At 67.8% G+C, this 11,551-nt stretch carries 10 protein-coding genes, 1 tRNA gene and 1 riboswitch; of the genes, 3 read left to right on the plus strand and 8 right to left on the minus strand.

The window, feature by feature from the left end:
• The 8 genes from EJC49_RS23745 to rpiA all read right to left on the minus strand — a co-directional run.
• On the minus strand, positions 1–547 hold a 547-nt coding region (locus EJC49_RS23745), incomplete at its 3' end, for a hemerythrin domain-containing protein (RefSeq protein ID WP_126702411.1).
• A gap of 94 nt (positions 548–641) precedes the next feature.
• Entirely contained in the window at positions 642–1,439 is a 798-nt protein-coding gene (locus tag EJC49_RS23750; RefSeq protein WP_126702412.1) for a DODA-type extradiol aromatic ring-opening family dioxygenase, read from the minus strand.
• Positions 1,440–1,572: 133 nt separating this feature from the next.
• Positions 1,573–4,152 (minus strand): PAS domain S-box protein, encoded by a 2,580-nt coding sequence (locus EJC49_RS23755; protein WP_126702413.1) that lies wholly within the window; start codon positions 4,150–4,152, stop codon positions 1,573–1,575.
• Between the two features lie 248 nt (positions 4,153–4,400).
• The gene (locus tag EJC49_RS23760; RefSeq protein WP_126702414.1) at positions 4,401–5,780 is read right to left on the minus strand and encodes a class II 3-deoxy-7-phosphoheptulonate synthase; all 1,380 of its coding nucleotides are present in this window, start codon (positions 5,778–5,780) and stop codon (positions 4,401–4,403) included.
• 116 nt (positions 5,781–5,896) lie between these two features.
• Entirely contained in the window at positions 5,897–6,523 is a 627-nt protein-coding gene (locus EJC49_RS23765; RefSeq protein ID WP_126702415.1) for a gamma-glutamylcyclotransferase family protein, read from the minus strand.
• 27 nt (positions 6,524–6,550) lie between these two features.
• Positions 6,551–7,942: a glutathione-disulfide reductase gene (gene gor, locus EJC49_RS23770; protein WP_126702416.1), complete on the minus strand. Its 1,392-nt coding sequence runs from the start codon at positions 7,940–7,942 to the stop codon at positions 6,551–6,553.
• Between the two features lie 172 nt (positions 7,943–8,114).
• The gene (locus tag EJC49_RS23775) at positions 8,115–8,645 is read right to left on the minus strand and encodes a DUF2059 domain-containing protein (RefSeq protein ID WP_126702417.1); all 531 of its coding nucleotides are present in this window, start codon (positions 8,643–8,645) and stop codon (positions 8,115–8,117) included.
• A 16-nt stretch (positions 8,646–8,661) separates the two neighbouring features.
• The gene (rpiA, locus tag EJC49_RS23780; protein WP_126702418.1) at positions 8,662–9,360 is read right to left on the minus strand and encodes a ribose-5-phosphate isomerase RpiA; all 699 of its coding nucleotides are present in this window, start codon (positions 9,358–9,360) and stop codon (positions 8,662–8,664) included.
• A 165-nt stretch (positions 9,361–9,525) separates the two neighbouring features.
• On the opposite strand from rpiA, the gene gph reads away from it, so the two are divergent.
• The 3 genes from gph to EJC49_RS23795 all read left to right on the plus strand — a co-directional run.
• The gene (gph, locus tag EJC49_RS23785) at positions 9,526–10,215 is read left to right on the plus strand and encodes a phosphoglycolate phosphatase (RefSeq protein ID WP_126702419.1); all 690 of its coding nucleotides are present in this window, start codon (positions 9,526–9,528) and stop codon (positions 10,213–10,215) included.
• Between the two features lie 142 nt (positions 10,216–10,357).
• A tRNA-Val gene (locus EJC49_RS23790) sits at positions 10,358–10,432 on the plus strand.
• A gap of 125 nt (positions 10,433–10,557) precedes the next feature.
• Positions 10,558–10,642, plus strand: a riboswitch (glycine riboswitch).
• Positions 10,643–10,791: 149 nt separating this feature from the next.
• Positions 10,792–11,551: aminomethyltransferase family protein (locus EJC49_RS23795; protein ID WP_126702420.1), on the plus strand; the 760-nt coding region annotated here is incomplete at its 3' end.

Consider the following 11,551-nt stretch of genomic DNA (forward strand, 5'->3'; position numbering starts at 1 on the left):
GCGGGATGATCAGGTCTTCCTCGTCGTCGAGATGGCGCGCCAGCATCGCCACCAGCGACTGGTTGGCGTCGGCATAGGCGTCCGCCGCGAAGCGCTGGCGGTCCTCGCTCTCGCGCAGCGCGCGCAGGAAGAAGTTCGCCGTCTCGGCATTGAGCGCCAGCGCGTCGTGGATCTGGTGGTGGTCGGCGTCGAGGATGTCGAAGCCGCGCTTGAGCCGCGCCTCCGCCTGCGCGAAGACCGGAAAATAGTGCTGGTCCTCGACCTTGTGATGCCCGTCGAGATTGCCGAGGAAGAAGTTCAGCCGCGGCGCGAACCATTGCGCGAACTCCGGCGCGGTCGTCCGGCCCTCGCGGTAGTCGCCGATGCCGGCGGTCAGCATGGCGCCGACCTCGCGGAACATGTCGTGGCGCTGCAGCCAGAAGGACGCCATGCCCTGGAGATTGTCGTGCCCGCTCCAGTCGCCGCGCGGATATCTGTCCACCAGGAACCGCAAATCGGCCGGCAGGCCGGAACGCAGGGTCAGGTCGAACTCGGGTCTGTCGGTCATGTCGAAGGTCCTTTCGCGGGCCGTATATAGGACCTCAGGGTCACGGCGAAAGAAGGCACGCGAACGAGCCCCGGTTTCGCCGACGATACCGACCTCAATGGAAGACGTAGGAGTCGTAGGCGAAGAAGCCCATCTCGCGCGAGGCGTGGACGCGCTCGCCATGACCGCCGTCGCCGGCAGCGCCCAGGGCGAAGAAGATCGGCATCAGGTGCTCGTCGGTCGGGTGGTTGTCGGCCACGAAGGGCGCGCGCTCGCGCCAGTCGAGCAGCGCCTCGACGTCGTTCTTCGCCATCTTGTCGGCGAACCAGTCGACGAAGGCGTCGAACCGGGCGCCGAGCGCCGGCGGCACGCTGCCGCCCGAGCGCATGGCCCCGATGACGGCGCGCAGATTGTGCGTGATGTGGCCCGACCCGATCAGGAGAATGCCCTCCTCGCGCAACGGCGCCAGTGCCCGGCCGATGCCATGGTGCCAGCGTGCGTCCCGGTTCGGGTCGATCGAAATCTGCACCACGGGGATGTCGCCTTTCGGAAAGGCGAGCTTCAGCGGCGTCCAGGTGCCATGGTCGTAGCCGCGCCGGCCGAGCCGCGAGGGCGACAGGCCCGCCTTCTCGAGCAGCGCGATGACGCGCTCGGCCAGTTGCGGCTCGCCGGGCGCCGCATAGACCATGCGGTAGAGTTCGGGCGAGAAGCCGCCGAAATCGTAGATCATCTCCGGCTTCGGATCGGTCACCACCGTCACGCCATGCGTTTCGAAATGCGCCGACATGATGATGATGGCCTTCGGCCGCGCCACCAGCGACGACAGGCCCTCGAGGAAATGCCGCGCCGGCATGTCGTCGAGAACGATGTTGGGTCCGCCATGCGAGATGAAGAGCGAGGGAAGCGTGGACATCGGCAATCTCCTTGCCGCCAACATAAGGCCGCGAGGCGCTTTTGGGCAGCATGCGAAGCCGAGACTCATCGTTCGATAAAGACGAACGCGTCGAAGAAGGACGTTTACCGGATGCGCTCCCGAGAGCCCGCCCTCACGCGCTGAGCGGCAACGGCTCGGTCTCGCGCGAATGGACGCGTACGGTCCCTCGCCCCTGGGCTTTGGCGGCATAGCAGCCCTTGTCGGCGTCGGCCACGATCTCGGCCGGCTCCAGGCCGATGGTGATGGCGGCGATGCCGACGGAGGCGCCCACCCGGTGCTCCTGTCCTTCCCAGTCGAAGGCGAGCCGCCCGATCGCCTCGACCACCAGCCGGGCGATGGCCTCGGCCTCCGACAGCCTGCAGCCGCGCAGGATGACGGCGAATTCGTCGCCGCCCAGACGCGCCACGATGTCGGTGGCGCGCACGCAGTCCTGCATGGCCGAGGCGATGCGCTTCAGGAGCGCGTCGCCCGCGACGTGGCCGGCGGTGTCGTTGACGAGCTTGAACCGGTCGAGATCGATGAACAGCAGGTGGTTCTCGTCGCCGAACAGCCGGTCCTGGCCGGAGGTCAGCTCTTCCAGCGCATCCATGAACCGCGCCCGGTTGGCGAGCCCGGTCAGCGAATCGTGGCTTGCCGCATGCGCGAGCTGGCGCTGGAGGGCCCGCGCGTCCGAGACGTCCTGGAAGACGATCACCGTTCCCTCGTAGTCGCCCTCCGCCGAGAGGATCGGCGATGCCACCTGCCGGATGAAGCTGCGCGTGCCGTCCGGGCGCAGGAGCATCGCACGGTGCTGGACGGAATCGCTCTCGACGCGCGCGCCCCGGAAGCTGGTGGGGATCGGCAGCCGGGTTTCCTCGTCCAGCGGCGCGTGAACCCGGTCGAGCGGCATGCCGATCGCCGTCTCCAGCCTGTGGCCGGTCAAAGCCTCGGCAACGGGATTCATGAACGCGATGCAGCCATTGCCGTCGGTGCAGATGACCGCGTCGCCGATCGAGCGCAGCATCACGCGCAGGCGGTCCTTCTCGGCCTGCAGCGCCCGCGCCGATTCGGTCAGGCGTTCCTGCGCTTCCTTCTGCCGGCTGATGTCGGTGTGCGTGCCGATCGCCCGCACGATCGAGCCGTCCCGGTCGCGTTCGATCACCTTGCCGCGGTCCAGCACCCAGACCCAGTGCCCGTCCTTGTGGCGCATCCGGAACTCCGCCTCGAAGAAGGCCTGCGAGCTTTCGCCATTGGCGCGATCCATGCCGATTGCGATCTGCAGGTCGTCGGGATGGATCAGTTCCAGCCACTGGTCGGCGGCATCGTCGAGTTCTTCCTCGCCATAGCCCAGCATCTCCATCCAGATGGCGGAGTGGTAGACCTTGTTCTTGCGCAGGTCGAACTCCCACACGCCCTGCCGGGCGCTCGTCAGCGCGAAGTTCCAGCGACTTTCGGCCTCCGCGACCGCCTCCATCGACCGGCGACGCTCGTCGATGTTCTCGATGTGGCAGATGAGGTGGGTGGCCCTGTCCGTCTGCGCGTCGAAGACGGCGGAAATGGAGCCCTGCCCCCACAGATGGCTGCCGTCCTTGCGCAGGTAGCGCTTCTCGATGCGCGCGGCGGTCTGCCGCTCCTTGATCGCCTTGCGCGTCTGTCCGATGGCGATGGGACGGTCCTCGTCGTGAACGAAATCGGCGAGCACCCGGCCATCGAGTTCCTCGATCGAATAGCCCAGCATGTCGGCCAAAGCCTTGTTGACCTTCTGGATGTTGCCCCGGACGTCGGTGATGGCCATGCCGACCGCCGAATCCTCCATCGAACGCCGGAAGACGGCGTCGCTCTCCTCGCGGCCCCGGCGGTCGAGAGCCGCGCGGGCGCGGACGATGGCGAAGAAGAGCGGCACGACGAGGGCCAGCGACAGCGACGGCTGCAGGCGCGGCGGAAAGGGAGCGCCCACCGAGGGAAAGCCCGGCACCAGCCCGAAAGAAGCGATGGTCACGGCGAGCACGCCGCAGATCGAGGCGATGACGCCGGTCTCGTCGAGCGGCCGCACGAAGGCGACGACGAGGAGGCTGAGCCCGATCAGGGCGAGCGGATGGGACAGCGTCGTCATGGCGATGCTGCTCGCCACCGCAAGGCCGATCGCCGCCTGCGCGAAGGCGGTGCGCGCGGCCCGGTCCGCCTTGAGCCGCGCAAAGGCCATGCCGCCGCAGATGGCGAGCGGCATGGTGATCGCTGCCCCCAGCAGCTGTCCCGTCATGAATTCGTGGATCGTGCCGACGATGTCCCAGCCGGCCGCCAGCGCGACGGCCGGGCCGGCGGCCAGCCCGAACAGCATCGGCATCGCCAGCGCCACGATGGCGAAAAGCTGGATCTGGCGTTCTGGCGAATGGGCATCGGGCAGGCCCGGGCCGAGCCAGATTCGCATCACGCGGACCGTGGCGGAAACCTGGGCGGCGTGGGTGAGCGCCAGCACCAGCGCCGCCAGCGGCTGCATGCCGAACAGCAGCAGCGACACCAAGGCGGCGGAAAGGACGGAGGCAAAGGGAGCGAGGCCGCGCGACCCCATCCGCGCGAACTGGACGACGGCGAACGCGTTCGCCAGCCAGATGGCGGACGGCGCCTCCGCGCCACCCGAAAGCCACAGGGAAAGGCTTGCCGCGAGCAGGTAACCGGACCACGTCCGGACCTGCTCCGTCGAAAGACGTGGCACCGTCCACAATGTCGCCCTGCTCGCCACTCGGTTCCCCGTGTTCTTGCTGGGCCAACCATCGCACCAAGGTGCTTAATACCCGATTGCCATGGCTGACCTTCGGGGAAACCGGACGCGAGCAAGGCAAATGCGCGGTTAACGGCCAAGCCGCAATTCGACGCTCGAAAGCCGGCAAAACGAAAGGCCCGGCGCTTCGCTTGGAAGGCCGGGCCCGTCTCGTCCGTCGATGCGTCGCCGAAAGCGGCGTATCAGCCGTTGACCACCTGCTTGCGTGCGCCGCCGGTGCTGCTGTTCTTCAGCAGCTCGCTGACCAGGAACGCCAGCTCGATCGCCTGGTCGGCGTTGAGCCGCGGGTCGCAATGCGTGTGGTAGCGATCCTGCAACTCGTCGTCGCGGATGGCGCGGGCGCCGCCCGTGCATTCGGTGACGTTCTTGCCCGTCATCTCGATGTGGATGCCGCCCGGATGCGTTCCCTCGGCGCGGTGGATGTCGAAGAAGCTCTGCACCTCCTTGAGGATCCGGTCGAAGGGGCGCGTCTTGTAGCCGGCGGCGGTGATGGTGTTGCCATGCATGGGATCGCAGGACCACACGACCTTGCGGCCTTCCTTCTCGACGGCGCGCACCAGCGCGGGCAGGTGGTCGCCCACCTTCTCGGCCCCGAAACGGGCGATCAGCGTCAGGCGGCCGGGCTCGTTGTCCGGGTTGAGCAGGTCGATCAGGTTCAACAGCCCGTCGGCGGTCAGCGAGGGACCGCATTTCAGGCCGAGCGGATTCTTGATGCCGCGGCAATACTCGATATGCGCATGGTCGGGCTGGCGCGTGCGATCGCCGATCCAGATCATGTGGCCCGAGGTCGCGTACCAGTCGCCGGAGGTGGAATCGACGCGGGTCAGTGCCTCCTCGTAGCCGAGCAGCAGAGCCTCGTGGCTGGTGTAGAAATCGGTCTCGCGCAGCGCGTAATGCGTGTCCGAGGTGATGCCCACGGCGCGCATGAAGTCCATCGTCTCGGTGATGCGGTTGGCCAGCGCCTCGTAGCGCTCGGCCTGCGGGCTGTCGGAAACGAAGCCCAGCATCCACTTGTGCACGTTTTCCAGCGACGCGTAGCCGCCCTGCGCGAAGGCGCGCAGAAGGTTGAGGGTCGCCGCCGACTGGCGATAGGCCATCTCCTGGCGCGCCGGATCGGGCAGCCGCGCCTTCTCCTCGAATTCGATGCCGTTGATGATGTCGCCGCGATAGCTGGGCAGCGTCACGCCGTCCTTGGTCTCGAAATCGGACGAGCGCGGCTTGGCGAACTGGCCGGCGATGCGGCCGACCTTCACCACCGGCTGCGAGCCGGCGAAGGTGAGCACCACCGACATCTGCAGGAACACGCGGAAGAAGTCGCGGATGTTGTCGGCGCCGTGTTCGGCGAAGCTCTCGGCGCAGTCGCCGCCCTGAAGCAGGAACGCCTTGCCCTCGGCGACCGTGGCGAGCTGCTTCTTCAGCTTGCGCGCCTCACCTGCAAAAACCAGCGGCGGAAAGCTTGCGAGCTGCTTTTCGACGGCCACCACGGCAGCCGGATCCGGAAAAGCCGGGACCTGGCTGATCGGCAGGTTGCGCCAGGAATTCGGTGACCACTTCTTCGACATGACAGCACCCAATGATGGATCGCGGATATCTCGCGATTTCGCCCCCGGTACGCCCGGGATGCGGTCCTATACAGGAACAAGGGGGCTGATTCTACCCTGTTCGGGTTGCGAACGGCTCAGGACGCGGCGTCCGGCTGCCGCGGTTTGGCAAGCAGCGTCTCGAACAGCGCCTGTTCGCGCCCGCTGAGCTCGACGGCGCGCGGATAGACCGGTCGATCGCGGTCGTCGTGGATCGGCGTCCCGAAACCCTCGGTGTCTTCGAGGAATCGGCGCACCCCCGCCTCGCCATGCTCGGCGAGAAAGCCCTGCAGCACCGCGTCGAGATAGGAGCGCAGGATCTTGGGCGGCTCGGGATGCGGCGGAACGTCGGTCTGCGCCACGTAGACGTGGAGCGGCAGTCCGCCCGGCAGCGGCAAGTCCGTTTCCACGCTGCCGATGTCGAGTGTCAGGCGCTGGTATCGCGCCTCCCGCGCATCGACCGCGGCGAGGTTTTCGGCCCGGTCGAAGACGATCAGCCCGTCGCAGGCGGCCCGCGGCTCCGGCCGGATGCTGAGCAGCGCGGCGGGAAAGCCCGGCATGTCCGGCCGCGGCCGCCATGTCCGCCGCCAGCCCGTCAGCCGCGCCGGCACCGCATGCAGGATCGCGGTGCGGTGCGTCGCACGGTTCACCAACGAGCCGTAGCCGAAATAGGCGACGATCTCGCCGCGCGCATGGAGGTTGGCGAGGTCGCCCGGCGCCGGCATCTCCAGCCTCCCCGGCCCCGGCCGTCGTCAGCCCACCCTCTCGCCGTCCTTCAGGCGGTAGGACGGCTGATACATGGTGACGAGTTCCTCGGCCGCGCTCGGGTGGACGGCCATGGTGCGGTCGAAGTCGGCCTTGGTCAGCTTCGCCTTGACGGCGATGCCGAGCAGCTGCGCCATCTCGCCCGCGTCGGGGCCGAGGATGTGCGCGCCGACCACGCGCTTCGACTGCCCGTCGACGACCAGCTTCATCAGCATCTTCTCGTCGCGACCCGACAGCGTGTGCCGCATCGGACGGAACAGGGCGCGGTAGATCTCGACCTCGGAATAGCGCTTCGCGGCATCGTCCTCGGACAGGCCGACCGTGCCGATCTCGGGTTGCGAGAACACGGCGGTCGCCACGCAGTCGTGATCGGGCACCGTGGGATTGTCCCTGAACGCGGTCTCCACGAAGCACATCGCCTCGTGGATCGCCACCGGCGTCAGCGCGACGCGGTCGGTCACGTCGCCGACGGCATAGATGTTGTCGACATTGGTGCGGGAGTAGTCGTCGACCAGGATCTCGCCCCTCGGGCCGAGGTCCACGCCGGCGGCTTCGAGGCCGAGCCCCTCGGTGTTGGGGTCGCGGCCGAGCGCCAGCATCACATGGTCTGTCACCACCACGCTGCCATCCGAGAGATGCGCGTCGAGGCGTCCGTCGGCGCGCTTCTCGATCTTCTCGAAGATGGTGTGGCAGAGGATGCTGATGCCCTTCTTCTCCATGGTGTCGTGCAGCTGGCGCCGGAGGTCCATGTCGAAGCGTCCGAGAATTTCGCGGCCGCGATAGACCAGCGTGGTCTTGACGCCGAGACCGTGGAAGATGTTGGCGAATTCGACCGCGATGTAGCCGCCCCCCGCGATCACGATCGAATCCGGCAGGTCGTCGAGATAGAAGGCCTCGTTGGAGGAAATGCACAGCTCGTGGCCGGGAAGCGCCGCATGCGGGTTCGGCCGGCCGCCGGTGGCGATCAGGATCTTGTCGGCGGTGACGGTGCGGTCCTGCCCGACGAGGCGGATCGTGTGGCGGTCGACCAGCTCGGCGCGGCAGTCGAACAGGTCGGCGCCGGCATTTTCCAGCCCGCGACGGTAAAGTCCTTCCAGCCGGGCGATCTCGAGGTCCTTGTTGGCCAGGAGCGTTCGCCAGTCGAAGGCGGCCTCCGGAACCGTCCAGCCATAGCCGGCCGCGTCCTCGAAATGCTCGGGAAACTGCGAGGCGTAGACCAAGAGCTTCTTGGGCACGCAGCCGCGGATGACGCAGGTGCCGCCGTAGCGATGCTCCTCGGCGATGCCGACCTTCTTGCCCATCGACGCCGTCAGCCGGCCCGCGCGCACCCCGCCCGAACCGCCGCCGATGACGAAGAGGTCGTAGTCGAATTGCGCCATGTCACCGGTTCCCGTCCTGCCTGCTGGATCTGTTCGCGCCCTCGCCGGCGCGGCTTCTCCATAGAACAAGCCCGCCCGGCGCGAAACGCACAGAATGGCCCTGATCCGGTATCGAGACGAAAAAAAGCCCGGCGCGGGCCGGGCTCTCACGGTGAATTGAGGGCGTGTTGCGCTACTGCGCGGGTGCTGGAGCCGGGTTCGCGGCCACCCTCGCCTGGATCGCCTCGCCCACCGCCTGCGCGAGATCGCGCGCGAGACCGCGCTGCCAGATCTCGGCGGCCTGGGCCACCTCGCGGATGATGTTGGATCCGTTCGCCAGCAGGGCCATGCCCGCCGACGAGGTGTAGAAGGCGGCGATGGCCTTCAGGTCCTCTTCGGAGAAGCTGCGGGCATAGGCCAGCGCGGCTTCGCGCTCGAGGTCGCCGCGGCGGCTGGCGAACTCCAGCGACTTCTCGTCGACGATCTCGTTGATGAGGTCCTGCAGGTGCGGGTCCTTCTGGATCAGCTCGTTCTTCAACGCAGCGCCCGCGCCCAGCAGGATGTTGTCGTACTGCTCGGTCGCCTTCAGGGCTGCGATCGCATCGCGCGCCGCCCGAAGGTGGGTGTCGGAAACCGTCTGGGCATAGGCGGAGGATGCGCCGGCCACGAAGGCCGCCATGGCGATGGCCGTCATGAGACGCCGCGCGGTCGGGATGAGGATCATGCGAGAAAACTCCCTTCTATCGGGTGACGGCGAGCGTCTTGATGCCGGTCTTCCCGGCAATGATCGCAATGCTCGCGAGATCGAGGAATAGTCCGTGCTCCACCACGCCTGGAATCGCATGGAGCGCATTCGAGAGTGCTCTTGGATCGGGAATGAGGCCAAAAGATGCATCGATGATGTAGTGGCTGCCGTCGGTCAGGAACGGTTCTTCGCCGGCTTTCCGCAGCACCAGTCTGTCCTCGAGGCCGAGCCCGCGCGCGGCCGCGGCGATGGCGCGCTGCGTGGCCGCGAGACCGAACCGGTTGACCTCGATCGGCAGCGGAAAACGGCCGAGCGACCCGACCAGCTTGGTCTCGTCCGCGATCACGATCATGCGGTCCGACGCCGAGGCGACGATCTTCTCCCGCAGCAGCGCGCCGCCGCCGCCCTTGATCAGCGCCAGGTCCGGATCGACCTCGTCGGCGCCGTCGATGGTGACGGCGAGATGGGGGCTCTCGTCCAGCGTGGTCAGCGGAATGCCCAGCTCGCGGCAGAGCGTGGCCGTGCGCTCCGACGTCGGCACGCCGGTGATCGCCATGCCGTCGGCCACGGCCGCCGCCAGGAGCCGGACGAACTCCTCGGCGGTCGATCCCGTGCCGATGCCGATCACCGTGCCGCTCTCGACATGGGAAAGCGCGGCGCGCGCGGCCTCGATCTTCAGCAGCCTGGCATCCATGAACGACCCGTCGGCCTCCCCTCGTCTCGCATCGGTGATTTTGCGGCTGCTCCTATCATTTCTGGCCCGCACGGCAAAGGCTTTCTCGCCGGGCGAAGGTGGCTTGCGGCGTCGCACGCGAAAGCCTATCGCCGCAGGACGGGCCACCACGGACGGACAACGCGCATGCCGGGAACCACGCCGACCATCGTCTTCGACCTCGACGGCACGCTGGTCGACACCGCCGACGACCTGATCGCCTCGATCAACCATGCGCTGGCCGACGAAGGCATGCGCCCGGTCGACCCGGCCTGGCTGCGGCCCTATGCCGGCCATGGCGGGCGGGCGATGATCGAGCGCGTCTTTTCGCTCGAGCGGCGCCTCCTGACGCCGCAGACCACCGACCGGCTGGTGGCGCTGTTCCTCGACCATTATGCCGACACCATTCCCGGCGTGTCGAAACCCTACGACGGCGCGCTGGCGGCGCTCGACCGCTTCGCTTCGATCGGCGCGCGGCTCGCCATCTGCACCAACAAGCCGCAGGCCTTCGCCGACAGGCTGATCGCCGCGCTGGGGCTTTTGCCACGCTTCGCCTCGATCTGCGGCGCCGACGCCTTCCCCTACCGCAAGCCCGACCCGCGCCACCTGACCGGGACGATCCGGCGCGCCGGCGGCGACCCCGGGCATGCGCTGATGGTGGGCGATTCCCGCACCGACGTCGACACCGCCCGCAACGCCGGCATTCCCGTCGTCGCCGTCACATTCGGCTATTCCGACGTGCCGGTGAAGGACCTGGGACCAAGCGTCGTCATCGACCATCTCGACGAACTGACGCCGGATCTGGCGGAGCGGCTGATACGCGCGGCGCAGGGCTAGCGGGCGACGCCATACGAGACCATCGAAGCCTTGAGACGCGACGGCCGACACGTCGTGCGAACGACGGCATGACGGTCCTTGACTTTGCCCCGGACCCGAACGTATATCGCCGCCACTGTCCGGGGCGGCCAACGCCCCCGGCGGGCGCGTAGCTCAGCGGGAGAGCATTCGCTTCACACGCGAAGGGTCACAGGTTCAATCCCTGTCGCGCCCACCATCTTACCCACTCCGTGCGGACGTTTTTTGTGGCTGCGTCGCAGCGAAAGACTCGGTTCGCCCCCCCCACCCGTGACAAAGCCGATCCCCTGCGCTAGGGTCCGACTCGTCCGGGGCTCAATCGCCCACCGGTTCGCGGGAGAGAGCCCGAAAGGGTCGCCGAAGGGGAAATCGCCCGAAATCTCTCAGGCAAAAGAACCGCTTGCCGGAAGGACACTCTGGAAAGTCGGGGGCAACCCCGCGCCGAAGGTGTAAGCGCAGCCGCCAGGTCTCGGCCGCGCGAGTCTCTCAGGCTTCAGACAGAGGGGCACGAAATGGACCGCTTCGCGGCGGTCGAGGACGTGCGCCTTTGGAGAAGTCATGACCGGTCCGGACGAGCTGAACTCCTTCCCCCTTCGCGGTCTGCCGCTTCGTGACCTGCACGAGAAGGCGGGTGCGCGCTTCGGCGGCTTCGCCGGCTGGTCGATGCCGATCACCTATCCGCTCGGCGTGATGAAGGAGCATCTTCACACCCGCGAGCAGGCCGGGCTGTTCGACATCTCGCACATGAAGCTGTTCCGGCTGACGGGCCCGGATGCCGGCACGGCGCTCGCCCGCGCCTGCCCGCTCGACCCTGCCGCGATCGCGCAGAACCGCTCGAAATACACGCTGCTGCTCGACGAGGACGCCGGCATCCTCGACGACCTGATCGTCACCCGCCTCGGGCCGGACGCCTTCATGGTGGTGGCCAATGCGGGCAACGCGGAAGCGGACGAAGCCGAACTCAGGGCGCGCGCCGAAGGGCTCGACGTCACCATCGAGCCGCTCGACCGCGTCTTTCTCGCCTTGCAAGGCCCGGCCGCCGAAGCGGTGGCGTTCCGCGCCGGCCTGCCCGTCGACGGCTTCGTCTTCATGCAGGGCATCGAGCCGCGCGCAGACTGGTTCCTGTCGCGCTCGGGCTACACCGGCGAGGACGGCTTCGAGATCGGCCTGCCGGAGGCGGACGCGCGCGCGCTGGTCGAGACGCTTCTCGCCGACCAGGCTGTGGCCTGGATCGGGCTCGCGGCGCGCGATTCGCTGCGGCTCGAGGCCGGGCTCTGCCTGCACGGGCAGGACATCACCCCGGACACGAACCCGGTCG

Source organism: Aquibium carbonis, from assembly GCF_003970795.1.
Taxonomy (GTDB): domain Bacteria; phylum Pseudomonadota; class Alphaproteobacteria; order Rhizobiales; family Rhizobiaceae; genus Aquibium; species Aquibium carbonis.

What these genes read in the sequence shown, in the direction of transcription:
- EJC49_RS23760 (WP_126702414.1), bottom strand. Translation starts at nt 5,780, where the DNA reads ATGTCGAAGAAGTGGTCACCGAATTCCTGGCGCAACCTGCCGATCAGC.
- rpiA (WP_126702418.1), bottom strand. Translation starts at nt 9,360, where the DNA reads ATGGATGCCAGGCTGCTGAAGATCGAGGCCGCGCGCGCCGCGCTTTCC.
- EJC49_RS23765 (WP_126702415.1), bottom strand. Translation starts at nt 6,523, where the DNA reads ATGCCGGCGCCGGGCGACCTCGCCAACCTCCATGCGCGCGGCGAGATC.
- gor (WP_126702416.1), bottom strand. Translation starts at nt 7,942, where the DNA reads ATGGCGCAATTCGACTACGACCTCTTCGTCATCGGCGGCGGTTCGGGC.
- gph (WP_126702419.1), top strand. Translation starts at nt 9,526, where the DNA reads ATGCCGGGAACCACGCCGACCATCGTCTTCGACCTCGACGGCACGCTG.
- EJC49_RS23750 (WP_126702412.1), bottom strand. Translation starts at nt 1,439, where the DNA reads ATGTCCACGCTTCCCTCGCTCTTCATCTCGCATGGCGGACCCAACATC.
- EJC49_RS23775 (WP_126702417.1), bottom strand. Translation starts at nt 8,645, where the DNA reads ATGATCCTCATCCCGACCGCGCGGCGTCTCATGACGGCCATCGCCATG.